This window comes from Pseudogracilibacillus sp. ICA-222130 (assembly GCF_037892545.1).
Classification (GTDB): domain Bacteria; phylum Bacillota; class Bacilli; order Bacillales; family Amphibacillaceae; genus Pseudogracilibacillus.
The window spans coordinates 24,368-50,956 of sequence record NZ_JBBKBG010000017.1 but is presented as its reverse complement, the minus strand read 5'-3'; the positions used below and the strand labels follow the sequence as shown (position 1 = coordinate 50,956).

The window sequence follows — 26,589 nt, the reverse complement described above, 5'->3', positions numbered from 1 at the left end:
AGAGCCTTTTAAAAGGCTCTTTTTAACAGAATATTTTATTTCAATTTAATTCAAAATCAACGTAATCTTTCTCTTCTTCTTCTGTAAACAATCTTATAGCTTTTCCAATATTTCCTCCGTCCTTTTCCCATATAACGTTATGTTCGCTAACAGCTTGTGAAAAATCATTATTTTTCCACCTATTTAACGTTTCTTGATAAAAGAACTTATCATCTTGGTTTATGTCTATATTTTCTTCATTCAGCGCATCAATTAACCAATCTATTCTTTCTTCTGTAATCTCGTAAAAAATCCATTTTTCCTCACCTTCAGTTTCAACTTTCTGATGAGACATTCCGTGAACGTATTTCCGGATTTGTTGTTCGTCTAATCCGTCTTTCTTAATGTTATCTCCAAATGGATTTTCATAGCTATCGACTTGCTTTACTTTTTCTTCTTCATTTTCCTGCTCATTTACGTGGTGTTCAACTTTTTCATTCTCTGCGTTTTTAGAGTGTTTTAAATCCATAAATAAAAAATAAACAAAGATTAATACCCCTGCAAATGCTACAATAACAAAAAGGCCGAGTATTGATTTAACAGTTAATTTTAATATTTTCAACTTAACTCCTCCAAAAAGTATTAATATCTCTATTATACCATTATAATCATTACCACCATTTAAATTACCTACAAAGTGCTTAGAATATCTGGTTAATGGTGGCTTTTTAACACCGAAGTTATATCTATTATATACCATGTTAACTCTCATAGACTTATTCGGTCTTTTTAATGATTAAGTGTGGTCAATACTTCGCGTATGTCCAAACTCATTTCATTCAACTTTCTTGTTACATCTTATTTCGTTTTTACTCACATTCTATCGACCTCACTCCCGTTTTAAGGCATAAAAAATACGCCCAACTTGTGAGCGTAAAAAGCACCTCATGTAAGATGCTTTTAGCTTCTTATTTGTTATAATACGGAACCCATTCATTAATAAATCATTAAACTAACTTTTGTACCGAGACCTGTTTCCCAAAAAAACAAAAATAATACCATAATGAGAAACCAAGAAATTCGCCATACCTTGTTAGGGCGTATAAATTGTATAATATAAAAGATTAACCAAGATGCAAACGAAACACCAGTAACAAACCACATATAATCGTATATTCCACCATCACTCATACCAGCACCGAATAAGGCTAATGCATTAAATACCAACAATAAAAACAAAAAAACAATATTGTAAATGTGAAAGGCCTTTTTACTCATAAACTACTCCTCCCTGCCACCATCATACGACAAAGAGGGATATTTAACCATTGAAAAAGGCACCTACTATTGTAGATGCCTCATTTTAAATCGCTTCAATTTTCATTATTTTACTTGTTGAAATCCAAATACCTTTTGCCACCTCAATGAATCGATTGACAATTTCTCCTGTTTCATCGATTAAGTCTTCCATAATAGCTTCTGCTTCATGATTAATAATGTATTCTTCGTTATTTACTAGGACAATTTTTGATTTCATTATCATAACCCTCCTACTAATATGGTACGATAATAATTACTAAAAAACCATTAAGGTGACGCTATAACTTATAGCCATTTATTGCCATTTATGAATTTTTCTTTCTAGCATCTTTAATATCTTCGTAATCTTTCTCTTTACCTGTAAATAGGTAATAAACTATTTCTACTGTCGTTTCCCTGTAAAAGAATTTTAATAATTTTACTCGGAAAGTGATGATACGTATGATGATGTCCATATACACTTCGTTTTTCAATATAAAAAATACGCCCAGCTTATGAACGTATTTAATAAATTATTCTTATTTTTATAGTGAATCCAAATACTTAATAACTTCAGTTTTTACTTCTGGGCTTAATCCAAAAGGTCTCGTAACTTTATCAGACCTATCATTTATCCATATGCCGACATCTAATTCTATAAATGGTATCTCAATAGAAGTATCTTTTTTAAACTTTTCTTTTACTTGATCGAAGGCTTTATTTCTTGATTCTAAGGAGTCAAAAATCCATTCTCGTCTGTCCTCACCACTGACCATTAATTCAATATAAAATATTTTTCCCATACATACTCCTCCCTATCATATTACCTACATAATACGACAAAGGGGGATATTTAACCATTGAAAAAGGCACCTACCATTGTAGATGCCTTATAAGATTTTATTACTCAACTCTTGATAATTCTATTGAATTTCCATTTACACCTGTAACCATAAACATTCCACAAGTAATGGATACTTTAAAAATCTATCAACTCAATTACAAATTCAAACTACCGCTCATGTAATATTAAATGAGTTTAAAGGCAAAAAAAGAATAAAAGCTATCTCATTTAAAAATAAACCGTTAGAAACTCATTTTGCAATCCTCTCCTGTGCTAGTAAAAGAAACAAAAAAGACACCAAACAACAGCTATTGCTGTCATTCAGTGTCCTCCAGTTGGCTGGTAGAACTAATTCATTCGAAATATTCTGGTTTTATACTTAAATATGCAGGTCTTATTCCCTTTTGTTTTATTAATGACTTTTCTAATAGTTCATCTTTTATTTTTCGTATTGTCGATTCTGACAAATCCATCTCTTTCGCAAGATTTTTAATTGTTAGCCCCTCATTCACCTGGAAGAAATGATTTTGTGCTAAAATAAACATAAAATCATAATAGTTTTTCTTAGTTAATTGAGGATCACTTTCTAGTTTTTTTTCTGCACTATTTAGTAATTCGACTTTTTCTTTCAATTCAGCGTTCATCTCTGAAAGTGTCTCGAAAATAATATTTAAAAAAGTATCTATGAAGAAATTTAGTTCCCCTTTGTTAGAAATACTATTAGTCTTCTCGAAAGCCTCCAAATATTTATTTTTCATTTTATTGCACCCTCTAGATAAAGATAACGCCGGAATTTTCCCCAGGGTTTGCGATAAATATAGACTACTAATAAATCTTGAAGTTCTTCCATTACCATCATAAAATGGATGAATAAATCCAAAATAATAGTGTCCTATCGCTACTTTTATAATACTAGGTATTGAATCTTCTTCATTCATAAACTTTAAAAGCTTCTCAGTTTCTTTGATAATTTCTGCTTCGGGATGTAATCCTCTATGAATAACATTACCGTTACCAGACTTAGCTAGCACATGAGTAATATCTTCTCTGAAGATATCTCCATCCGGAAGTTCTCCTTCTTCAATTTCTCCAGCTGTGATTTCATCGTAAATTTTTCTGATATCCATAGGAAATTCTGGGAGGGATAATTTATCGTTTATTAGAGTAAAATATGACTTAACCATACTATTAAATCTCTTCTTAGACTTTTTACTCATTTGAACATTTTTTACACTTTCTGCAATTTCCGCTCGGCTACTTTTTACTCCCTCCAACTCGTTTGTGTTAAATAGTTCTTCTATCAAGCATTCAATAATAAATTGGTTTTTTGCTACAGAGGGTAATTGATTAAAAACCAAAGTTAAATCACCTGATAGACTATAGATGTTTGCTATCAAATCAATGATTTTATTAGTGGGAAGATAGTATAGTTCAAATATGTTAGGCTGATCAATAGGTTTAATGCTTAAATCAATTCTAGCTATAGAGTCGGACGATAAACGATGGTCGTACATTTTTTGAAATTCAGTATTATCGTATTGATAAAATAGTTTATATAAATACTTCATTTCAATTCCCTCCAAATGTTATATTTCAGTTATTATTACGTTATATTACCATCTAGAGGATTTCTATACAACAAAAACGCACATTTTTTGTACATAGAGTTATACTATTTTGTTCATCTTAATATTTTTACATGTTCTCCACATTTACATCTACCATGACCATTAGATTTAATTTTTATTTTTTCGTTACACGTAGGACAATTTATATACACAAGTAATACCTCCGAATGATTGGTATTACTATTCTAGTCATTATAATAAAATAAATACCATGTAACTCTAAAACTCCTCCCCCTCTTCCCTCCACATCCGCTTTACTTTACCTCGATGTGTAACTATTCTGTATTCTCCACACTGTGGGAGTTCTCTAATTTTCGCTTTTCCGTCACATATTACAACTACGCAACTGGATGGTATGTCCATTATATCAAGTTCAAGTATATTATTCTCTTTTAAATCTATAACCTCTTTCACAATTACCGCCCTCACTTTATGTTATTCTAGTTTTAAAAAGAGACAGGGACAATCTCGTCTATTTTAATGTTTTATCAGTAAATGAATAAAGGGATGTAAATGAAAATTCCTAGTGCTATAATAACAATCAGCATAAAGATACCTTTCCACCTTTTTCTTTTCCAAAATAAAAGCGAAACAATGATACCTTGTATAAATATTAATGAAGCCCCAAGTATAACTGTCCAAATTGATCCAATAAAGGAGCCAATCATATTTATAATGATTCCAACTGGCATCATCGCTATTAAACCGATATAAGTGGGACTTCTTTTGATTTTTTGTATTATTTTCCTTTTTTCTGAATCCGTAAAGTTATCGTATTCAACTAAAGAAAGCCAACCGATAATGACTACTATAGCACCTGTTACAGTAACTGTTCCCATGAGAAAACCTCCTTTAGTCATAACTTTTCCAAGTACTAATAAGTTCAAACATAGAAAAATTACTTTCAAACATATTTTCATCAAGTACCAACTTATTAAAACTTCTTTTACTTCCTCCTGTAGTTCCTCCCAATTGGGAAGTCACTTCAAGATTACAGCGTGAGAATGCAATCAAGTATCAAATGAAACCTTTAATTGGTAAATATAAATTGAATGATTTACTAAATCCACATATATCAGGGAATATATAAATCTACTTATGGATGATTACAAGCCTAGTACTGTTATGTTATTTCATCGTTTATTTAAAATAGCAATTAATGCTACAGTAGATGAGGAAATAATAACGAGGATTAGATTTAACAATATAAGTGTGGACCAAGATAATAAGTTAGATACTTCCTTACATCTGATGAATTAAATGTGTTTTTGGAGTATGCTAAAAGATGTGAGAATATCACAAATTACACTGCTATTCTAACTTTATCCTACACTGGATTAAGACGTGGAGAACTTACTGGATTAAAATGGGAAGATGTAGACCTGGAAGCAGTAATACCGAAAGCCCCGAAACCTTTACATACAAAGGTTTCGAGGTTTTTTTATAACAAGATGAAGCAAGAAAACGAACAAAGTTAGGGCTATATTTAGGGCTAAATAAAAATAAGTGGGTAGGCAAAGTGTTAGCTTTGAAGAAATTAAATACGTTAAATTTATATTATGTAAAAAGGCTGTTATATTGATTGATAATGTTCTGTATTGTAGAAGTATCCCATTGTATAGTTTAAGTTCAATCTAATAAAGTAAGATAGTAATGAATGTGAGGTGTAAATTATGACGAAGAAAAAATACTATGATAATGATGGAAATCCAATCAGATCAAAGCCTAAAAAGCCCTTTAAAAAATTTTCATTTTGGTTAATTGCAATTCTAATGATAGTTATTATTACTTTTGGTGCAAATACTTTAACTGAAAAGAAGGATGAAGTTGAACAGGCTGTGTCAAATGGTACAGAAAATATTAATGAGTCAAATAAAAATGTAAATGAAGAAAGTGAAACCAATAGTAATGAACAAAAGGCTTCTGATGGTGAAGACAAATTAGAACAAGATATATTAAAGGGTTATGATCAATTGGAAATTGATTATGCACGAATTATGCTAATGACAAATGTTCCAAAAATCGATCCAATTGAACCTATTATTTTTGTCAACAAGTATTCAGCTGGTGACCGTATCTTCACAGCTGTAGATTCAATTACATATCCGGAAGATGTAACTGTTTTATGGGGTCCCAATAATTCTTATAGTAATCATGATGTAACTATGATAGCATATTCCACCCAAGGAAATGGTCATATAACAATCTATCCAATTCCTACAGAGTATGAGATTAGTATTGAGGCAGAAACGGAAGAGGATTACAGAATGCTTGCTCAAGAAATTGTTGATAATGCTTATTCAACATATGTGGACCCCTCAGAACCTCATCTCATAGCTGAAGTTATAGATAATGTTGAATTTATTTATGAATAGCTCTAATCATTTAATTATTGTGTGATTTTAATTGGAACTCCAAAACATTTGATAAAGAGTAAAAAAATAAACCTACCCTAGTTCTCTTCGAAAAGAGGTTGTGAATTCTATATATAAAAACACCCCTAAAGTTAGATTGCAACTCTAACTTTAGGGGTGCAGAAACGGAATTTTTTTAAAACTTACATTGCATCATAATTCATGTCAATTTGTTTTGTTTTATCATCATAAATTGTTTTATCAAGATTGTTCGTAATTTTTGACGTTAGAATACCTGCCGTCATTCCTCCGCTAATATTTAATGCTGTACGAGCCATATCGATAATCGGTTCGATCGAAATTAATAATCCTACAATCGCAATCGGTAAATTTAATGTAGATAGAACAATTAAAGAAGCAAATGTCGCTCCTCCACCTACACCAGCAACCCCAAACGATCCAATGGCGACAACGATTACTAACATTGCAATAAAGGACGGAGTAAATGGATCAACCCCAACTGTCGGAGCGACCATGACAGCTAACATCGCTGGATAAATACCAGCACATCCATTTTGACCAATTGTTACACTAAATGCTCCTGCAACATCTGCCACTCCGTTTGAGACACCGAGGCCTCTTTTTTGTGTTTCAATATTTAATGGCAATGCCCCTGCACTTGAACGAGAAGAAAATCCAAATATTAATACAGGCAGTGCTTTTTTCACATACGTAAATGGATTTAATCCCGCAAAACGAATTAGTAGCATATGCACGATAAACATAATAAGCATAGCAACATATGAAGCGATAATAAATTTACCTAAATCAATAAATGTCGCAATATCGCTCGTCGCTGCTTTATTTAGCATTAACGCTAATATACCGTACGGTGTTAAACGTAAAATAAGTGTTACAACACGCATAATAATCGTAAATATTACTTCTACCCCTGTTGCAAACTTTTCTGCATAATCTGGTTGTTTTCTCCGTACACCCATATAAGCTGTACCTACAATGACACTAAATATAACGACAGCAATTACTGAAGTGGAACGTTCCTGTGTAAAATCGACAAAAATATTCGCTGGAATCATATTACGAATCATCGTCGGCAATGTATCATCTTCTATATCAGCAGCTCTTTCTTCAATACGTTGAATCGCTTCAAATTCTTCACTGCCCTCTGTGATTTCTATGCCATCTAGTTGGAATAAACTTGCTGTACCAACTCCTACTGCCGCTGAAATCATTACAGTGATAACTAATATTCCAATAACAATACCACTAATTTTTCCGAAGCCTTCTGTAAATGTCGAACTTGTAAATGCACGTAAAATAGCAATAAAGACGATCGGAATGACAAGCATCATTAATAAAGATACAAATCCATCTCCAACGATATTGACCCAGTCCATTGCTGTTTCAACAATTGGGGATGTAGCTCCATAAATAGATTGAAGGATTAATCCAAAAATAATCCCAATGACTAAAGCGAGTAAGGCCCGCTTCCCAAAAGAAATATGTTTCCGTTGTAATTGGAACAACCCAAACATAAGTGCTGTAAAGATTAGTAAAATAAGTAAAACTTGCAAAATTTCCAAAAAAAAACCTTCCCTTCCGTACCGAAAAGTAAATCATTATTTTATGATAACGACTAAGTAATTCTTTTCCGATTAGTTTAGTATGATTTATTTTTAATCATAGTACACATTGAATAAAATCGCAATATATATACACCATTTTTTTATTTTTACAATCATCTTAAGATCATACATAAAAAGGAGAAAATTCGTATATCTATCTGTATTTGTTCTTGCTATGTCGCTGTAATGCTAGCCATTGTAGCAAAACTTTCACGATCCATTAAAAATGCTATGGCACTCTCTTTCGACATGGAAATAAAAACACTAAAAACGAATTGTTTTTAGTGTTTTTATTATTATCTACGAATTAATGATAAAAATTCATCTCTTGCACGGTGATCATTCGCAAAAATTCCGCGCACGGAAGAAGTTGTAGTAGAAGAACTCGTATTACGTACACCTCTTCCACACATGCACATATGTTTCGCTTCCATCACAACCATCACACCTGCTGGTTCTAGTACTTCCTCAATGGCACTAATGATTTCTGTCGTCATTCGTTCTTGTACTTGAAACCTTTTGGCATATCCTTCCACCATACGGGCAATCTTCGATAAACCTGTAATACGTTCATTCGGAATATACCCAACATGTGCTACACCAAAAAATGGTGCGAAATGATGTTCACACATCGAATAAAATTCAATATCTTTCACGAGCACTAATTCTTTATGAGGAACATCAAATATTTTTTCTAAATGACGTTTTGGATCTTCACGGTATCCTTCCGTGTACTCCCCATATGCTTTTAACACTCGATAAGGTGTGTCTAATAGCCCGTCTCTTTTCGGATCATCACCACATAATTCCATTAATTCACGGAATCCATCCATGACTCCATCCGCTTTTTGCATAAATGTTGCTACCGCTTCTGGATTGTCACAATCTATTTGAAACATATCTAATAGCACTTTATCTTTTTCTGTTCGTACTTTATTATTTTCTATTGTCAATTCATCCACACTCCACCATTATAAGGTAACATCTATATTTATTTTACATTCACTTGCACATATTTTAACATAGAGTATCACGCAAATCTATTTTTTAAAAACGATAGTAATGGGATTGGTTAGAACCTAACACAATTAGGGAAAATGGATGATAAACATGAAATATTAAAAGAACATCGTTACAATCGCACCGTTTAATAAGTTCGCAAGTGTTGCGGCAATAAGCGCTTTAAACATCATTTTTTGTATCATCGTCTTTTTATCTGGAACCATTTCTAACAACATTCCGACAAGACTTCCTGCTGCACCAAAGTTTGCAAATCCACTTAATGCAAACGTTAAAATAGCAAGTGTTTTTTCAGATAATTCATCCATCATAACTGTAAGATTTGTAAAAGCAACAAATTCATTTAGGAACAACTTCTGTGCTAAATAATTCCCTGCCATCACTGCTTCATCCCAAGGAATTCCAATCACAAACGCAACCGGTGCAAATACATATCCAAAAATTAATTCCAATGATAATTGGTCAAAACCGAATAAACTTCCTGTCCAACCTAACAAGCCATTGATAAGTGCTACTAAACTAATGAAGATGACAATCATTAATCCAACGTTGATGGCATAACGTAACCCTTCTCTTGAACTTGTAAAAATGACATCAATTATGTTCGTTTTCTCTTCTTCTTGCCCAGCTTCCAGTTTCCATTCATCTTCATTAATCTCTTTTGTTTCGGGAATAATTAATTTCGCAATCATTAAGCCTGCAGGTGCAGACATTACGGCTGCAGATAATAAGTACGTCATTGGAATGCCCATTGCCGCAAGCCCAATCATTACCGCACCAGATACGGAAGCTAAACTACCGACCATTAAGGAATACAATTGGGACCTTGTCATATTCGCTACATACGGTTTGATGACGAGCGGTGCCTGTGTACTCCCAATAAACATATTTGCAGCTGCCGCAACGGATTCAGAGTAAGATGTTTTCATCATTTTTGAAATACCGCCACCTAATACACGAACAATAATTTGCATGATACCGAAGTAATAAAATAATGCAATTAAAACCGTAAAAAATACGATCATTCCTAATACGGTCACTGCCCATATTTTCACATCACTTCCATTTTCCGCTAAGGGACCAAATGCAAATTCTAATCCGACATACCCATAATTCATCACTTCTGTAATCGCATTAGATACAGCAGAAATGATTTTCATGCCGTAGTCCCATTTTAAAACGAGGAAACCAAAAATAATTTGCAAAATAAAACCAATTGTTACAGTACGTATATTAATTGCTTTTCTATTTTCTGACATAAGCAATGTAATTAATATGATAATCGAACAACCAAACAAACCCCAAATAATATTCAAAACAAACAATCTCCCTTTTTTGATAATAAATAATTCACTTACAGAGTGTGAGTCACTCCATAAGTGAACCGCATTGTTCTTCTATTTATATTTTTTTTATCACGTTTTTAATTAAGGTCATAAAAGCCTCTTTCGACTTTGCTGCAACGGCGATGACATCCTCGTGGCTCAATGGTTCATCTAAAATACCACATGCCATATTTGTTAAGCAAGAAACACCTAATACGTTCACATTTGCATGTGCGGCAATAATTGCTTCCGGTACGGTAGACATGCCGACTGCATCGCCACCTAATGTACGAATCATACGAATTTCTGCTGGTGTTTCATATGCGGGACCTGTCCACCAAGTATACACACCTTCACGTAATGTAATGTCGTGCTCCTTCGCAACTTCCTTTGCAATAGTTCCTAATGCACGATTATATGCTTCCGATAAGTCAGGAAAACGTGTTCCTAATTCATCATTATTCGGTCCAATTAACGGATTTTGACCAGTTAAATTAATATGATCTGTAATTAACATTAAATCACCAGGATTAAAGGATGTATTTACTGCTCCACATGCATTCGTAATAATTAAATTTTCTATGCCTAGCGACTTCATCACTCTCACTGGAAATGTTATATCATCAAGCGAATACCCTTCATAGTAATGGTATCTTCCCTTCATCGCAACAACGGTCTTTCCTTCCAATGTGCCAATAACTAATTCATTTGCATGACCGATTGCGCTCGATTCAGCAAAGTGAGGAATTTCTTTATATGGAATAATGGTTGCATTGTCCATTTCATCAGCTAAAGATCCTAAACCTGAACCTAAAATAATCCCCATTTCAGGCACTAAATCTGTCTTAGATGTAATAAATTGTTTCGCCTCTAAAATATGCGATGTTTCATGCATTTTATTGCCTCCTAATGTCTCTTTTGTACGCTATTAAATGTATCATAAATTAGTCCATAACAAAACCGTTATGGGAGCATTTTTTTCAAAATGAAAGGAACTGTTTTTCACCCTAGAAATCTGTAGTAATTTCTAACCTTTTCGACATGAAAACAGTGTGCCCCTCTAGCAAGAACTTGAACATCACGGTAGGTAAAAAGAGCTTCGATAAAGATGCTAGCTTTACCGAAACTCCTATCGTTTTACTACAACATGTTCATTTTCCCTTTTATTTCGAGTCATTCATTTTTTGATCTAATTTTTCTAGTTGTCTTTTCGCAAATTCACGACCACCAATACCAAATGAAATTGCAAAGGCAATCATGAATCCACCTAAAATAATCATAAACGCAATATTCACTATGCTCGTTGCAAAGTGTAATTGGTCTAACGTCATAAATACAGCAAATGTAATAATGACACCTTTAATTAATAATGCAGAAATAGTATTCGTATTTTTTTGTACCCAATTGCCAACAATATTCGCTAGTAGTAGTCCTACTCCTAAAATGACGATGGCGCTTAATAAGAATGGTAAGTACGTAATAATCGCAAATCCAATTGAATTTAACACTTTCAAGTTAATGACTTGGAAAGCCTCTACCGTAAAGAATAATACGATAACAATTTGAACAAGTTTTCCGACAAAGTTTGCAAGGTCGAATCCTTTACCATCTACTTTATTTGAAATACCTAATGAATCAAATACTTTATTAATATTTGCCCCACGCAGTAAATTCGTTAATAAACTACCGACAAATTTTCCAATATAAAATCCGACAACGATTAAAATAATCGCGACGAAGATTCCAGGAATCATTGCTAACACATTATTTAAGACAGATTCAATCGGTCGTGAAATCGTTTGAATATTTAACGCTTCCAACCCAATTGTAATAAACGGTATTAAAATAACGATATAAATAATATTCGCGATAACAGAAGATAATGTTGCTTGTGCTTCTTCTGTTTCCCCTTTATTCGGTAAAAGTTTGTTTACCCATTTATCCATATTTAATGTTGTGAAAAATTGTTCGAATAGTTCTTTCACTAATTTCGAGACGAATACACCAATTAAAATAATGATCGCGGCTGCAATAATATTAGGGATAAAGTATAAAAACTTATCCATCATATTTGAAATCGGTGCAGCAACTTCCGTCATATTTAACACACCAAACACGGTCGGTAAAAACAGAATAAATACTAAGAAATAAACGAGTTTTCCAATATTTTCCAGTAATGCATTTCCGCTTTTCTCATCAGCAACAAATGGCGTCTTACTTAATGCTCTACCAAACCCTACTTTTACTAATAATTTATTGAATACATTCCGTGCAATAATTGCAATCACCCATGCAAGTAACAATAACAAAATTGCTTTTATTACGTTCGGTAGTTCCATGACAATACTACTAATCATGTCATCCCACGTATACTTTAATTCATCTACCATTTTATACATCCTCTCTTTTTTCTCTTAGCATCTATTTCAAATGCTAGTTAGAAGACATATAACCGTCATGGAATTTTCTAAAACATTTTTTAATATGCAAATGAATAAAACAATCATTTTCATACGACTTTCTACTTATAATCGGTCGTATTTCCATGATTGTTTTTTTAAAAGTTTTATTTTAGTTGTATATGGTCCATATAAGTGTTTTTATTTGAAGAAATAGCATAAAAATGGTATTTAATGGAATTTATTATCCGTGTTTTAATCGTTATAAAACATTTTCACAAACACTATTTTCCTATACCGTTTTACCTTTTCTAGTTATTTATGATTATTTTTTGCATTTTTCTTATTGACCCGCCAAAATTCGTTTATAATCCTTGACAGCAGTCACATGTAATCCTTCATGATAAAATGTAAAGGAAAAAATTTGTCCTACATTATTTTGACGTAAAAATGGTTCTTTTGCTGTGTCACCTAACTTCCCACTTAATGCCATCTCTAGTTCCTCTACTTGCTTTTCTAACTTTTCTTTTATTTCATTTAACGATGGTGGCGTACCTTCCCAATCATCCGGTGACGTGTTTGGGGAAAAATATTGTTGAAATCGTTCGTCTATTTTTAATTCTATTCCACCATGATGTTGCAATAATGCATGTTGAACCACATATATATGCCCTAAATTCCAGCGTATATTATTTCGAAATCCTTCTGGAACGACATCTGCTTGTTCTTCTGTTAGATGTTCGAATTCATGTAATGTCATTTTGCGAATTAATTTCATCTGATCGAATAATAACTGTTCTTCCATATGGATCCCACCTTTTTTGATGATACATATAGTATACATCTTAGGATCTTTCTTGAATAGACGAAAAATATCTAGTTATTGTAAATCGGCTTATCCTCGATAGACCCCTTTATTTAATTTAATATACCGTGACGAATAATTTCAATATCGAACTCAGGCACTATCTCAATTTCGGGATACGTCTCTTTCCAATTTATTTCTTGCCATAATTGCGGATCATATGCTTTTATTTTCTCGCCCACACCAAGGGCGTCATTATTCGCCTCTTGTATTTTTTCAATTGTTTTTTTCGCTCGTTTTTCCGTTTGTTTCGTAATGGAGTCTACTAATTGTTTCGCTTTTTTCTCATCATATAAATGATCACTCGCATATTCATCAATTTCAATTTGTAAAGACACTTTCACCGTTACTGTAATATCATTATCTCCTGTATGCTCCCATGTCAGTTGTCGATGTTCATTTCGAAGAGAAAAATTTACATATCGTTTTTCTTGCCGCTCTTCATTCGGGTCTACGAGTAAATTCATTTTGCGGTTTTTATTTGCTTCTCCCATTAATGTTAACAACATAACATTTTCATCTAAATTTAACTTTCCATTCCATTTATCCCCATTAAGTAAAATCGAACCAGAAATTTTCGCCCGTTTTCCATCTTCTAGTAAAGTTATTCGGGGGATGATAATATCTTTTCCGTCACTTAAAATAATCGGACATATTTCTTGTATATTGTCGTCCTTTATAATTCCTGCCTCAGTTGCCGTCGTCAATAGTTGGGAATAAAAATCACTTGTCAAGAGTGAATACGTATCTTCTACTTCTAACGCATCTTTTGCTGTTCCTTCAACAATCGCCACAGAAGCATATAATGGAGCACGTAAATCACGGTAAACAGAGTCTAATGCTGGAAAAATACCTTTTTCAGCTAAATCTTTTCCAATTATAATAACTTTTGCTTTCGACCGGTCAAATTTTTCCGGGGAATATTCATCCGTTTTTATTTCCGCACCTTTTACCGTATTCGCAATAACTGAAATAGTTTCTGTTTTCGTCGATATACTTACTTGCCCACCCCCACCACTTTTAGCTGGAAAGGTAATCGTTTTTTCAATTTTTCCATCTTCCGTTAAATCATATCCAATTGCTAAAATTAAACTATGTTCTTTCAATAACCGTTGATCCCAGCAGCCAGTTAGCAACAACAATAAAATAATTGGTACCACTACAGAACGCATTACTGTTCCACCTCTTTTTTCGAGAAAATAAAGGTAATAAGAAAAAAAATAAGTGGTAAAACGACCATAAACGCAATGATCGCATATTGAAAATACTCTGATACGGTTTGCAATATGTATACTTTACGGAGTGGAATAGCAATAATATAACAAACAACTAACAAAAATATCGTAACAAATTGCGATTTTCCCTTCTTATACATATGCAATGATAAATATTTCGTTGCATAAATGAACATCGTTAACGTTGTTGCGACTAAAACAATCCAAATCGACGTAAATATCAAATCTGGTCGTTCAATGATTTTAAAACTAAATGATTTTACTAAATATAGAACAGGTTCAGGTACAAGTTTTAATTCTTTCGGACTTAAAAACACTAAGGATGTAAGAGTAATGAATGTATAAAAAATCGTTAAACAAACATTGGAAATGGTCGCAACTTTTAAAATTTCCCTCTTCTCCGCATGAACAAATATATGAAGGATTAATAATAATTCAATCCCTGAAAAGGAAGGAAATACCTTTATGATTCCTTCTAAAATATGGGGTACACCACTCTGGCCAATCGGGAGAATAAAGGTCAAATTCGCTTCTTTCCATGCATATATATTAAATCCAATATAAACGAGTAATATGACAGAAGTTAACACATAAAATTGTGCAATCGCCTCTAATTTTGCTGTGACGATATATAAGACAATAATCAACATTAAAAGAAGTAATACCCAGCTTGGCGTGCGAGGCATCATCCATGCACTTAACAAAAGCGCATATTTAGCAAGCGTCATACTTGCTAAACAAATAAAATAAAGGATATATAGTAGAACAATGAACTTACCAATTACTTTTCCGAACAATGCTTCACATACTTGTTTCCATGAATACGTCGGGAATCGTTTTATGATAAACATATACATAAAAATGATACATTGTACAACGACCCCTGTTAAGAGAACAGAAATCCATCCATCCCCTTTTGCTGTATTAAAAACGTCATGCGGTAAAGAAACAATACTTACTCCAATTTGTGTTTGAATTAACAAAAAAAATAATTGATAAGATAATATTGTTTTTCCTTCATTATTCATCCTGCAACACTCATTTCTTTTTTACATCCATTGTTTCCCTGTGGATACGAAATAATATTCGTTTAATCGAAGCAAAATCAAAAGGTGCTAACGGAAAGAAATAAGGTGTATTGAGCACTTTTACTTTGCATAAATGGAATAAAATAATTAGCGTACTAGCAACAATTCCGACAAAGCCGAATAAGGCTGCTGCAACCATAATTGGAAAAGATAAAATACGTAATGTATTTCCCATCTCATAGGAGGCTATCGTAAACGACATAATGGCGGTTAACGCAATCACAATCACCACAACATTCGATACTAATCCAGCAGTAACGACCGCTTCTCCGATAATAATCCCACCGACAATTCCTATCGTCTGTCCAATCGGGGATGGTAAACGAATCCCTGCTTCTCGAATAAGTTCAATCGTCACAATCATAATAAACGCTTCAAAAAAAGGTGGAAATGGGACCGTTTCTATCGAATTTTTCACGAGCGTGATCATTTCAAAAGGGATGATTTCAAAGTGATAGGTAATAATCGCAATATACGTCGCTGGAAAAATGAGTGCACCGATAAAGCTCGCTAATCGAATAAAACGGAAAAGGGTACCATCATATATTTGCTCGTTAAAATCGTCTGGTGACTGAAAAAAAGCAAAAAATGAAATAGGGACAATGCATGCAATAGCACTATTATCCATTAAAATTGCAATTTTTCCTTCTGTTAAATAGGCAGTCGTTCGATCCGGTCTCTCTGTATATAATTTCTTCGGAAAAATCGTCTTCACATGACGTAAAAGATAGTTCACTAACTCTCCAATAACCCTCACTTTTTTCTGTTGCATTACTTCCAATTGGTCTTCGATATATTGGATGGTCTCTTCATTCGCTTTCCCTTTAAGATAGACAATCGCCACATTATTCTCTGTTTCTTTTCCTACTGTTTTATATGTAACATGCAAATCTTCTTGTTTTAGTCGTCGCCTTATTAAATGAATATTGACATCTAAGTTTTCAATAAATCCATTATGTGCCCCTTGTACGACTCGTTCATTTTCAGGTTCGTCTGGTGATCGTTCATGTTCTTGTGCAGTTTGCAAGACGATTCCTTCTTGTTTTCCTTCTACTAAAACAACGGTATTTCCAAGAAGTATTGCTTCAACCATGTCTTGTATATTGGTTACTTTTTCTGACATTTCTTTCAGAGAAATACCAGCTTCCATGGTTGTAAGTTGCTGCACTATTTTTTGATCATCTGCCATCGTCTTTAACGAACAGACGAGTGCCTTCTTTTCTTGTAAGGTCATCATTTGTACTTGTAAATCTTCTGTATGTTGAAACACTTTTTCTAGTGTTTGTTTATTTTCTGCTAACGTTTCTTGTAATTCATCATAAGGCAATTTATTCGCCACCTTTACATCGCATTAGGAATACTTTGTGTAAAATCGCTGAAAATATACAAAAAAGCCTTTGATTAGATACTTTTTTCTAACCAAAGACTTTTCTATTTTAGAATAGGTGATTTTTTCTTCACATCGACGAAATAAACAGCTGAATTTTATTTCCTCTACAATTTTTAAGTTAAATTCCTTCGTTATACATGCCCCTTTAAGACAATGCCTTTAAACCGACGACACCGATGACAACAAAGAGAACACTAATCAATTTTCCAACACTTTTAGACTCGCCAAAGAACATCATATTCATTAAAACAGCCCCTGCCGTTCCAATTCCAATCCATACGGCATACGATGTACTCACTTGCAAATAGTTGAATGATTGATATAAAAAGGCAAATGATGCAGCAAATCCACCAACATATAATAGAAGAGATGGAATCGTTTTTCGTTCACTATATTTTTTCAATCCAACCACACCCGTCAGTTCACTCATCGCTGCTAAAAATACGAACAACCATCCCATTATTGCTTCCATCCTTCCGTCGCTTTTTTCTCTTCCATTCCTTCCGAAACTTGTAATCCAATCACTCCTAAAATTAATATCATCATAAAACCAATTTTTCCAAACGTTAATATTTCACCAAACAAAAATACATCCATGAATGCGGTGCCGAGTGTACCCGCAGCAGCAAAAATGGCGTACACCGTTCCAGTTGGTAATTGTTCACATGCTTTCGTTAAAAAGTGAAAATCAGTAAAAATGAATAAGACAATTGGAATCCAATGCCACCATAGAGAGGCGACATTAAATCCAAATATCCAAACTAACTCAAAAAATGATGTTAATGCTACATATATCCATGCTTTATTCACATTTTTTCCTCCTACAACCTTTATGAATGAATGTCATTCATTTTGAGAGCTAAAAAAGAGCGTAGGACATATTGCTTTCTACTTCACGTTACGTTGTCCTAATCGCTTCTCTTAACTGAATGACTATCATTCATTTTACATCTTTTTTATCTCTTGTCAATACGTAAAGCATCTAATAAAAATTGCTGTACCGCTTCTTTTTGCTTCATCGCTTCCTCTTCATTACTATGGTCATATAAATATACTTGTTCTGCCGCTGATTCCACTAATCCAATCAACAATTTTGCCATTCGTTTTGGAGAAATAGTAGATGTCACTTCTCCTTTTTCCTGTGCTTCTTCTAGTAATTGGCTAATCATTTGATAGCATGGTTCATAGACAATTTCCCATTCCTTTATATGTTCTGAGGAAGCAAGTCCAGCATAAACGACCGCTTGTACTTCGCTATATTGTTTGTTCACTTCAAAAATAACATGAATAATATGTTGTAATTGTTGTTCTATCGTTTTTTTCGTATCGATTTTTTCTTTAATTTGTTCCATTAAGACATGAACCATCTCTTCTGCGATTGCAGGCATTAAGGCCAATTTAGATGGAAAATAAATGTAGAAAGTACCTTGTGCAATGTTTGCGCTTCGAACAATATCAGAGATCGTCGTTTTATCGATTCCCTTTTCTTGAAATAATGTAATTGCTGATTGAATAATTCGTTCACGTTTGTCCATCATTACACCCCTATCCTATTCCTTTCTACAGTATACCGTAATTATTTTCGGCTATCAAAAATCTTTCGTTTTCCTTTTGTCGGGGCGATATTTATACGTTCTGGCGCTTTCCATATATATGCCGTAATGATAGCAACAATTATCATACACGTCGTAAAATAAAATGGATAATCTAAATTTATATCGAATAACGCACCACCAACGATCGGTCCTAATACATTTCCGATACTGGTAAACATCGAATTCATTCCTCCGACAAACCCTTGTTCATTACCTGCCACCTTGGATAAATAAGAGGTAATGGCAGGGCGTAGTAAATCAAACCCTGTAAAAATAAATACCGTAATAAATAAAATATATGCATAACTATGTGCCGTCGTCATTAAAAATACGAACACACCTGAAAACCATAAACAATACCGAACAAGTCTTACTTCTCCGAAACGTTTCGTTAATTTATCAAACAATAATACTTGTGTAATTGCCCCAACAAGTGCTGAACCAGTAATGATCACAGCAATATCTTTCGGTGTAAATCCAAATTTATGGTCTACATATAAGCTAAACAGCGATTCGAACGCCATTAGGCCAAAAGAAGAGATAAATAAAATTAGAAAGGCATATATATATGCCGGTCGGACGATACGTTTTAATTTATTCGTCGGAACGGTTGCAACCTCTTCCTCTTCTGCTGTTTGTCGCTCTGGTTCTTTTAATGTAATAATCGACAGTACTGCCGCTAATCCTGCTAAAATTGCTGCCGCAAAAAATGGAACCCTTGATCCATATTCTGCTAAAAATCCACCGATACCCGGTCCAATGATAAATCCTGTACTAATAGCAGCAGACATATATCCTAATGCTTTTGAACGTGTTTCCAATGTCGTAATATCTGCAATATATGCTGTTACGGCAGGCATAATGAATGCCGCACTTATTCCACCGAGACATCGTGATACAAATAAAATTTCCACCGATGTTCCAATTCCAAATAAATATTCTGAAAAACTGAAAACAAATAGTCCAATTACAATCATTCGCTTACGACCATATTTATCTACCCATTGCCCAGCAATTGGGGATGCGATTAATTGGACAATCGCAAATGCCGAGACTAAATATCCGACAACTTTTCCAGTTAAATGTAACTCATTCATAATCGTCGGTAATACTGGAATCACAAGGCCGATTCCTAAAAATGCAATAAATAAATTTCCTAATAAAATCGCCAGTACAAAATTTTTCTTTTCCATAAACGTCCTCCCTTAACGTAAATTAAACAAGAAAAAGGAGAAATTCACCGCTTCCCAATGAACTTCTCGCTTTATAAATCTCTTTTATATCATTTTTATCCTATGATAGTATACTATGAAATTATTCTTTTTGGCAACTCGATCGTATAGTTAATTTTCATTTTATTTTACGATTAAAAACTTTATTTTATTATCCAATTTTGATATAATACAAAATATTACATAAGTTAGGATGGTATACATGATAGATTCATTCATTGCAGAAAAAGAATTAGATGATATCGATAGATTATTATTAAAAACAATTCAAAGCAATGCTAGTTTAAGCAATGTAGAGTTAGCCAAAAAGGTAAACCTTTCCCCTCCTGCCACACATGGAAGAATGAGACGTTTAGAACAGGAAGGATATATAAAAAATTATGTCACGATTTTAAACCGTGAGAAACTTGGCTTTGACCTTTTATGTTTTATTTATGTCAAAACGAGCATTCATCAAACCGTACAGTTAGAAGCATTTGAGGCTGCGATTGTGGCAATGCCCGAAGTACTAGAATGCCATCATATTACTGGAGAATACGACTTTTTATTAAAAGTTGTATTAAAAGACAGTTCCGATTTAAAAAATTTCATCGGAAATAAATTAAGTTCACACGGAAGTATTAGTGGGATCCAAACTAGTCTATCATATGAAGAAGTAAAATCTACGACGGCATTACCTTTAAAGTAAAAGGTGCCGTCCTTTCTTTTTCTTTAGAAGGTGATAAAATATATGATATATTATTTTTTCGATAGGAAGAGATAAGTCATATGCAAACATGTGTAGAGCGCCCACTAAAAGTGACATTATTCCTTTATGCATTTTTTCATTTTACCACTACTTTTTTTCCAAATGATCTTTTATTGCTTTTTATGGCGATTAGTGGAATTGCTTTTTTTATTTTTACGAGTATTCATCTTTCGATTTCTAAATGTAAACTACCGTTTACTATTTTCATCATTAGTTTTATCGTAATGGTATCGGCGAAAATGAATATATTAGAAACATTACAAAATGGTGCAATCGAGATGCGTCATATTATCGGCTTATTGATCGTCGTACCACTTATAAGTTATGTGTTACAAGAAGAGCCGTATATTGAAGATGTCATGGGATTATTTTATCGGTTCATTAATACTGGAAAAAAGTTTTATTTTACTTTGTTACTATTTACGCAAATTATTGCTTATTTTTTATTATTCGGATCGATTACGATGATGTATCAATTCGTGCAAATCGTGTTACATGAAAAAACATCTGAAAACTGGGAATATTTTAAAGGTACTGCCCTTTTACGTGCCTTCGGATTGTCGACATTATGGGTCGTTAGTATCCCTAGTTTCGTCTATGCAGTCGAAACATTAAACGCTTCTCTATGGCTGTCAATTTTTCAAGGATTTATTTTTGCCATTTGCGGATCGTTTTTAGCTATGGTTTTTATGTCTATACGAATGAAACGTGCAAAAATGGATATCACAACCGAACTTCAATTAGAATTACAAAGATTATTAAAAACAGCGGAAAGTCATGATGTACAAGTGAAGAAAACGATAGAATTTAGTTTATTATTCGTCAGTCTTTTCGGGACCATTTTTTTATTGCATGGATTATTTCATTTTCAATTAATGGTGCTTATTCCCCTCGTGATCATCGGATGGATGTTTTTCTTTTATGTATGGAAAGGAAAATTGCGAAAGTTTTTTGCCGTAATAAAAGACTATGCTTCTAATAAAGTAGTTGGACAATCGTATCAATTATCGCTAATGATCTCTGTTGGTGTGTTAATTAATGCTTTACATGGTACGAATTTTTCCACTATGTTTATGAAAGGATTACATGCCATACAAGCAACCTTTCCATTCATTAATTTTTTGTATATTTTACCTTTTATTGTAATTTTATTAGGTTTCTGTGGGTTAGGCCCTTTAACCGTGATGGTACTCGTTGCAGGTATATTACAAAGTATGCCTCTTCCTTATCCACCTGAATTAATGGTCCTTGCGATTACGTCTGGAAGTGCGATTTCGATTTTCATTTCTCCTATTGTCATGCCTGTTATCGTGTTAAGTGCTTCAAACGGACTCGGCATGTTAACGAATGGAATCAAATTCAATTGGAAATTCGCCCTTAGTTTTTATGTCATGATCCAGCTCTATATTCAAGTGATGTATCAATTCGTTTATTAACATAAGGTTGGATACCCGTGGTGGATCTAAGAAGGATGAGTCACTTCTACGTCGTGTGGAATTATCTTTGGATAGTGTGGCTTCCGTGTATCGTGTTGCCACCTCTAACGTTATATCCTACGAACAAAAAATACACGCCATAGATGGACGTGTATTTTTTATTATTCATATTCTTTTTCAAATGTTTTCGTACTACGAACTGTATCAATATGGCGAACTTTGCTTTCAATAAATTCTCTTTCTGATTCTAAAAATGGTGGTAAAGAAAGTTTTTCCCCAAGTGTTTCATACGGTTCATCTTCCATAAATCCTGGCCCATCTGTCGCAAACTCAAATAAAATTTGTGGTGCAACACGTACATATAAAGAACCGAAATAAAAACGCTCCACAAAACCAGATGTTGCTAAACCGAACTGGCGTAAATGATGGTCCCATCTATCTAATGCATCTTTGTCCTCTACACGAAATGCTGCATGGTGCACTGTTCCAAATCCTTGACGTGCTAATGGCAAGTCATCTCGGAATTCAACAATTACTTGTGCACCATTTCCACCTTCCCCAACTTCGAATAAATAGAAATTACCATCTTTATCTATTTCTTTACATAATAATACTTTTTCTAATAATGCTTTGAAATAGTCGATATCATCTACACGAACAACGATTGGTCCTAAACCTGTAATCGCATATTCTAATGGGATTGGGCCGTTTTTCCATGGTATACCAGAGGCAACTCCTTCGTTTTTCTCATCTGAAATTAATTGGTATTGTTGATCATCCATATCGACAAATGATAATGTCTTTTTACCGAATTGTTCTTTTATACCAGTATGTTTCACCCCTAATCGATCAAAACGTTTCACCCAGTATGCTAATGCTTCATCAGATGGCACACGGAAAGATGTTTTATAAATTTCATTCGTCCCATGTGACCCTTTTGGAATACCTGGGAAATCAAAAAAGGTCATATCTGTGCCCGGATTCCCTTCATCATCTGCGAAAAATAAGTGGTATGTTTGAATATCATCTTGGTTGACGGTTTTTTTCACTAGACGCATCCCTAACGTATAAGTGAAAAACTTATAATTTTCCTCTGCACTACTCGTAATGGCTGTAATATGGTGGATTCCTTTTAAAGTCATGTTTGCATACGCTCCCTTTATACTAATGGTTGTAAATTTTTCTCAATTTCTTCTCTTCGTTCTTCTAAAAATGGTGGTAACGTAATTCTTTCTCCAAGTGTCGCCATCTCTTCATCTATCGCCAGTCCTGGACCATCTGTCGCTAACTCAAAAACGATGCCATTTGAATCTCTAAAATAAAAACTATGAAAATAATGGCGATCAATGACACCTGTAGAAACAAAGCCTCTTTCTTTTACTTTTCGTTCCCACTCTTTCATTTCCTCAACATTTTTTACACGAAGCGCTAAGTGATGTACACTACCACGTCCAGGGCGTTCTGTCGGTGCATCAAGCTCTTTTACGATAATTTCAGAAGATACATTTTCTAAAACCGAACGGAAAATGTGTGCATCTTCTATCGTGTCCACTAATGTATAATCAAACAACTCTGTCAATACATTTGCTAATTTCTTCGGGCGACGGACTGTCATTTCTACAGGACCCATTCCAATAATTTGATGTTCCATTGGGACGGTAGATTGATCCCATTTTTCCCAAAAATTCGGGACGTCGTTTTCCCCTTTATCCATAAGCATTAGTTCTAACCCATCTGGATCGGTACATTGAAGCACTCGCTTATTTCGGTATGTCGTTAATTCATTTGGAATATGATGTGTGTCGAAACGATTTTTAAAATAATCAATGGTAACTTCATTTTCGACGAGTAAACCGAGTTTCGTAATTGCATTAGAACCACGATGTGTACGCCCTACCTGTTTCATTTCAAAAAACGTAATAACCGTTCCAGGGCTTCCTGTTTTATCTCCATAAAATAAGTGGTACATCGTCGGATCATCTTGGTTGACCGTCTTTTTCACGAGGCGTAATCCGAGGATATCTCGGTAAAATGCCCTATTTTCTTGTGCATTTTTTATGACCATGGAAATATGATGGTGTCCTGTAATCATCCGCATTTGTCTCCCTCCCGATTTCATCTTACTTACATTATGCCATAATTTATCTCTAATTAAAACTATTTTGTTTCGAGATAAAGGATCCGTCCGAAAATGAACATCTAAGATTTTTCTTATACCTATTCATTCCCCGTTGTTTTCACTTATGAAACAATTTGTACATCTAGCACATTTTTTAAAGGAACATAGGTGCCACAACCATTCGATAATACAATTTGTCTCGTAAATCGTTCAATTTTCGCTAATTTTCCTTCAATTACTTTAAATTGTCCATGCTCATAATAGGTTAAAACTATATCGACATTATATGTTAGTGCATATTTTAAAGATTGATCAATCTCTAACATCGTTTGCTCGTCTAACATAGGTTTCTCTTTATATTCCACAAAAACTTCTTGCAACATTTCAACATGTTCTGGCAACATTAATGATGTCCACTTGATGGACCCACGGTCTTGTACAGTCATGATTGATATCCCTCCATTTTTCCATCGCTAAAATATTTTCTGTATAAAAAGTTCGAATCGCTTGCCTCCAAAAGCAGTAAGCAATAACTCGATTACCGTTTATCCCTAATACTTTTATTTCCCGTTTGGAAAATAAATTCATACGGCTTCGGTAAATAATCGTCCACGTTTCCCCTGTTTGCATCGCATCACGTAATAATTTTTCCATTTTCTCACCACCAGGAACGTTTGTTCTTATAATAACACGAACAGTTCGCAAAAACAAGAACAAAGGTTCGGTTTTTTCTCTTGATTTTCTATTATTCCTTTTTTATAATTAGAACACACGTTCTATGAAGGAGGAATTCTATGGATTATTCATCTTTTCCTAAACATGATGTGTTATGCATCGATATGCGCTCTTTCTACGCTAGTGTGGAAGCCGTGCGATTAGGTTTCGATCCGATGCAAGTTCTATTAGCTGTCGTTGGGGATGTGACTCGTCCAGGAAGTATTGTACTTGCTGCCTCCCCTACATTAAAGGAAAAGTATGGGATTAGTAATGTAAGTCGTTTTTTCGAGTTGCCACAAGACCCAAACATTCATATTGTTCAAGCGAATATGGCAGACTATTTACATGTTTCTATCCAAATCACCCAGCTACTCCATACGTTCGCGCCGAAAGAAGCGATTCATCCATACTCCATCGATGAAGTGTGGATCACTGTGAATGGATTAGAAAAATTATTCGGTGATCCTTTTACAATCGCCCAAAAAATCCAACGAGCTATTTTGGAATCGTTCGGCATTACGAGTGCGATTGGAATTGGTAACAACAAATTTCTCGCAAAAGTCGTACTGGATTTACATGCTAAAAAATCACCAACTGGTATTGCTTCTTGCACGTATGAAGAAGTACAAGAAAAATTATGGCCTGCAAAGGTCGAAAAAATTTGGGGAATTGGATCAAAATTAAAAAAACGACTGTATCATCTTGGCATTACAACTCTTGGTCAAATTGCTCAATCATCCTTACCGACATTAAAAAAACATTTTGGCATTATGGGAGAGCAATTATATTGGCATGCATGGGGAATTGATATAAGTCCTGTTTTTGGGGATTTCATTAAAACTAAACAAGATAGTTATGGACATGGTATTTCTTTATTGCGTAATTACACGAAGGAAGAAACGCTCGTCTGTATGTTGGAACTTTGTGAGGAAGCATGTCGCCGTGCCCGCACAGATCGTATGGCGGGAAGGACGATTCATCTTGGAATAGGATATGACCAAATGACAAATGGTGGCTTTTATCGCTCCAAAACAATCGCTTCCCCAACGAATATTACATTAGAAATGTATCAAGTTTGTGTGCAACTTTTCGAACATTTTTACGATGGGCATAGTTATATTCGTCGTGTTTCAGTGACCTTAACAAATTTAGTTTTGGATATGGAAACACAATTAGATTTATTTTATGAACGATCAAAACAAAAAGATATTGGATATGTGATGGATAATATTCGTGCAAAATATGGATCCACCGCTATCTTACGTGCATCTAGCTACACAAATGCTGGTATTACATTAGAACGTAGTAAAAAAATTGGCGGACATTGGGCGTAATCTTTGCGCCCTTTTTTTTATATACATTACCTTTATTTAAATAGAGGATTTACAGAAGTTCCTGCAATTTGATGGGGATGCTTGTAACTTCGGTGGGCATTCTTGCAACTCCGCATCATATTCTTGCAACTTCGCACGGCATTCTTGCAACTTCGCACAGGATTCTTGCAACTTCGCATCGCATTCTTGCAACTTCGTACGGTATTCTTGCAACTTCACATCATATTCTTGCAACTCCGCACGGCATTCTTGCAACTTCACAACGTATTCTTGCAACTTCACATCATATTCTTGCAACTTCGCACAACCTCTCCCCACCACACACGAAAAAACGGT

At 34.1% G+C, this 26,589-nt stretch carries 30 protein-coding genes; 5 read left to right on the top strand and 25 right to left on the bottom strand.

Going from position 1 to position 26,589, the window contains the following annotated elements; genetic code table 11:
* Positions 1–40: 40 nt before the first annotated feature.
* The 7 genes from WKT09_RS08420 to WKT09_RS08390 all read right to left on the bottom strand — a co-directional run bounded on the left by WKT09_RS08420 (position 41) and on the right by WKT09_RS08390 (position 4,589).
* Positions 41–739 (bottom strand): DUF6241 domain-containing protein, encoded by a 699-nt coding sequence (locus WKT09_RS08420; RefSeq protein ID WP_340415618.1) that lies wholly within the window; start codon positions 737–739, stop codon positions 41–43.
* 236 nt (positions 740–975) lie between these two features.
* Positions 976–1,257, bottom strand: coding sequence for a hypothetical protein (locus tag WKT09_RS08415; protein ID WP_340415617.1), 282 nt, complete (start codon positions 1,255–1,257; stop codon positions 976–978).
* An 85-nt stretch (positions 1,258–1,342) separates the two neighbouring features.
* Positions 1,343–1,516 carry a hypothetical protein gene (locus WKT09_RS08410; RefSeq protein ID WP_340415616.1) on the bottom strand — a complete coding sequence of 58 codons (174 nt, stop codon included), beginning with the start codon at positions 1,514–1,516 and terminating at the stop codon, positions 1,343–1,345.
* A gap of 307 nt (positions 1,517–1,823) precedes the next feature.
* A complete protein-coding gene (locus WKT09_RS08405) occupies positions 1,824–2,081 on the bottom strand; it encodes a hypothetical protein (protein ID WP_340415615.1) in 258 nt (85 codons plus the stop codon).
* A 394-nt stretch (positions 2,082–2,475) separates the two neighbouring features.
* Entirely contained in the window at positions 2,476–3,690 is a 1,215-nt protein-coding gene (locus WKT09_RS08400; RefSeq protein WP_340415614.1) for a Fic family protein, read from the bottom strand.
* 279 nt (positions 3,691–3,969) lie between these two features.
* Positions 3,970–4,164 carry an XtrA/YqaO family protein gene (locus WKT09_RS08395; protein WP_445324010.1) on the bottom strand — a complete coding sequence of 65 codons (195 nt, stop codon included), beginning with the start codon at positions 4,162–4,164 and terminating at the stop codon, positions 3,970–3,972.
* Positions 4,165–4,238: 74 nt separating this feature from the next.
* Positions 4,239–4,589, bottom strand: a complete 351-nt coding sequence (locus tag WKT09_RS08390) for a hypothetical protein (RefSeq protein ID WP_340415613.1) — start codon at positions 4,587–4,589, stop codon at positions 4,239–4,241.
* Between the two features lie 423 nt (positions 4,590–5,012).
* Between WKT09_RS08390 and WKT09_RS08385 the strand changes: the two genes are divergently transcribed.
* Positions 5,013–5,228: a tyrosine-type recombinase/integrase gene (locus WKT09_RS08385; RefSeq protein ID WP_340415612.1), complete on the top strand. Its 216-nt coding sequence runs from the start codon at positions 5,013–5,015 to the stop codon at positions 5,226–5,228.
* Between the two features lie 195 nt (positions 5,229–5,423).
* A complete protein-coding gene (locus tag WKT09_RS08380) occupies positions 5,424–6,125 on the top strand; it encodes a hypothetical protein (RefSeq protein WP_340415611.1) in 702 nt (233 codons plus the stop codon).
* Positions 6,126–6,307: 182 nt separating this feature from the next.
* Here the strand turns inward: WKT09_RS08380 and WKT09_RS08375 are convergent, their stop codons facing one another.
* The 13 genes from WKT09_RS08375 to WKT09_RS08315 all read right to left on the bottom strand — a co-directional run bounded on the left by WKT09_RS08375 (position 6,308) and on the right by WKT09_RS08315 (position 19,860).
* A complete protein-coding gene (locus tag WKT09_RS08375) occupies positions 6,308–7,708 on the bottom strand; it encodes an L-cystine transporter (RefSeq protein ID WP_340415610.1) in 1,401 nt (466 codons plus the stop codon).
* 338 nt (positions 7,709–8,046) lie between these two features.
* Positions 8,047–8,604 carry a GTP cyclohydrolase I FolE gene (gene folE, locus WKT09_RS08370; RefSeq protein ID WP_445324011.1) on the bottom strand — a complete coding sequence of 186 codons (558 nt, stop codon included), beginning with the start codon at positions 8,602–8,604 and terminating at the stop codon, positions 8,047–8,049.
* Between the two features lie 264 nt (positions 8,605–8,868).
* Positions 8,869–10,086: a NupC/NupG family nucleoside CNT transporter gene (locus WKT09_RS08365; protein WP_340415609.1), complete on the bottom strand. Its 1,218-nt coding sequence runs from the start codon at positions 10,084–10,086 to the stop codon at positions 8,869–8,871.
* 85 nt (positions 10,087–10,171) lie between these two features.
* Positions 10,172–10,990 carry a purine-nucleoside phosphorylase gene (locus WKT09_RS08360; RefSeq protein ID WP_340415608.1) on the bottom strand — a complete coding sequence of 273 codons (819 nt, stop codon included), beginning with the start codon at positions 10,988–10,990 and terminating at the stop codon, positions 10,172–10,174.
* 268 nt (positions 10,991–11,258) lie between these two features.
* Positions 11,259–12,485, bottom strand: a complete 1,227-nt coding sequence (locus tag WKT09_RS08355; protein ID WP_340415607.1) for a mechanosensitive ion channel — start codon at positions 12,483–12,485, stop codon at positions 11,259–11,261.
* Between the two features lie 352 nt (positions 12,486–12,837).
* Complete coding sequence (locus WKT09_RS08350; protein WP_340415606.1) at positions 12,838–13,299, bottom strand: DinB family protein; 462 nt, start codon at positions 13,297–13,299, stop codon at positions 12,838–12,840.
* A gap of 113 nt (positions 13,300–13,412) precedes the next feature.
* Positions 13,413–14,531 (bottom strand): Ger(x)C family spore germination protein, encoded by a 1,119-nt coding sequence (locus WKT09_RS08345; protein ID WP_340415605.1) that lies wholly within the window; start codon positions 14,529–14,531, stop codon positions 13,413–13,415.
* Positions 14,531–15,622 (bottom strand): GerAB/ArcD/ProY family transporter, encoded by a 1,092-nt coding sequence (locus tag WKT09_RS08340; RefSeq protein WP_340415604.1) that lies wholly within the window; start codon positions 15,620–15,622, stop codon positions 14,531–14,533. Before WKT09_RS08340 ends, WKT09_RS08345 begins: the two co-directional genes overlap by 1 nt.
* 10 nt (positions 15,623–15,632) lie before the next feature.
* A complete protein-coding gene (locus tag WKT09_RS08335; protein ID WP_340415603.1) occupies positions 15,633–17,009 on the bottom strand; it encodes a spore germination protein in 1,377 nt (458 codons plus the stop codon).
* 208 nt (positions 17,010–17,217) lie between these two features.
* Positions 17,218–17,532 (bottom strand): DMT family transporter, encoded by a 315-nt coding sequence (locus tag WKT09_RS08330; protein ID WP_340415602.1) that lies wholly within the window; start codon positions 17,530–17,532, stop codon positions 17,218–17,220.
* Entirely contained in the window at positions 17,532–17,882 is a 351-nt protein-coding gene (locus WKT09_RS08325) for a DMT family transporter (protein WP_340415601.1), read from the bottom strand. The genes WKT09_RS08330 and WKT09_RS08325 overlap by 1 nt, the downstream gene beginning before the upstream one ends.
* Before the next feature lie 146 nt (positions 17,883–18,028).
* On the bottom strand, positions 18,029–18,610 hold the full coding sequence (locus WKT09_RS08320) for a TetR family transcriptional regulator (RefSeq protein ID WP_445324009.1): 582 nt from the start codon (positions 18,608–18,610) through the stop codon (positions 18,029–18,031).
* 38 nt (positions 18,611–18,648) lie between these two features.
* Positions 18,649–19,860 carry an MFS transporter gene (locus WKT09_RS08315; RefSeq protein WP_340415599.1) on the bottom strand — a complete coding sequence of 404 codons (1,212 nt, stop codon included), beginning with the start codon at positions 19,858–19,860 and terminating at the stop codon, positions 18,649–18,651.
* 241 nt (positions 19,861–20,101) lie between these two features.
* Between WKT09_RS08315 and WKT09_RS08310 the strand changes: the two genes are divergently transcribed.
* Together WKT09_RS08310 and WKT09_RS08305 are read left to right on the top strand one after the other, a co-directional pair.
* Entirely contained in the window at positions 20,102–20,587 is a 486-nt protein-coding gene (locus WKT09_RS08310; protein WP_340415598.1) for an Lrp/AsnC family transcriptional regulator, read from the top strand.
* A gap of 80 nt (positions 20,588–20,667) precedes the next feature.
* Positions 20,668–22,083, top strand: a complete 1,416-nt coding sequence (locus WKT09_RS08305; RefSeq protein WP_340415597.1) for a hypothetical protein — start codon at positions 20,668–20,670, stop codon at positions 22,081–22,083.
* A 161-nt stretch (positions 22,084–22,244) separates the two neighbouring features.
* Here the strand turns inward: WKT09_RS08305 and WKT09_RS08300 are convergent, their stop codons facing one another.
* The 4 genes from WKT09_RS08300 to WKT09_RS08285 all read right to left on the bottom strand — a co-directional run bounded on the left by WKT09_RS08300 (position 22,245) and on the right by WKT09_RS08285 (position 24,856).
* Positions 22,245–23,225 carry a ring-cleaving dioxygenase gene (locus WKT09_RS08300; RefSeq protein ID WP_340415596.1) on the bottom strand — a complete coding sequence of 327 codons (981 nt, stop codon included), beginning with the start codon at positions 23,223–23,225 and terminating at the stop codon, positions 22,245–22,247.
* A 17-nt stretch (positions 23,226–23,242) separates the two neighbouring features.
* Positions 23,243–24,181, bottom strand: a complete 939-nt coding sequence (locus WKT09_RS08295; protein WP_340415595.1) for a ring-cleaving dioxygenase — start codon at positions 24,179–24,181, stop codon at positions 23,243–23,245.
* 143 nt (positions 24,182–24,324) lie between these two features.
* Positions 24,325–24,648 (bottom strand): YolD-like family protein, encoded by a 324-nt coding sequence (locus WKT09_RS08290; RefSeq protein ID WP_340415594.1) that lies wholly within the window; start codon positions 24,646–24,648, stop codon positions 24,325–24,327.
* Complete coding sequence (locus WKT09_RS08285) at positions 24,587–24,856, bottom strand: hypothetical protein (RefSeq protein WP_340415593.1); 270 nt, start codon at positions 24,854–24,856, stop codon at positions 24,587–24,589. The genes WKT09_RS08290 and WKT09_RS08285 overlap by 62 nt, the downstream gene beginning before the upstream one ends.
* 140 nt (positions 24,857–24,996) lie before the next feature.
* On the opposite strand from WKT09_RS08285, the gene WKT09_RS08280 reads away from it, so the two are divergent.
* The gene (locus WKT09_RS08280) at positions 24,997–26,253 is read left to right on the top strand and encodes a DNA polymerase IV (RefSeq protein WP_340415592.1); all 1,257 of its coding nucleotides are present in this window, start codon (positions 24,997–24,999) and stop codon (positions 26,251–26,253) included.
* A 36-nt stretch (positions 26,254–26,289) separates the two neighbouring features.
* Here WKT09_RS08280 and WKT09_RS08275 read toward each other — a convergent pair whose 3' ends face one another.
* Positions 26,290–26,550 (bottom strand): hypothetical protein, encoded by a 261-nt coding sequence (locus WKT09_RS08275; protein WP_340415591.1) that lies wholly within the window; start codon positions 26,548–26,550, stop codon positions 26,290–26,292.
* Between the last annotated feature and the right edge of the window lie 39 nt (positions 26,551–26,589).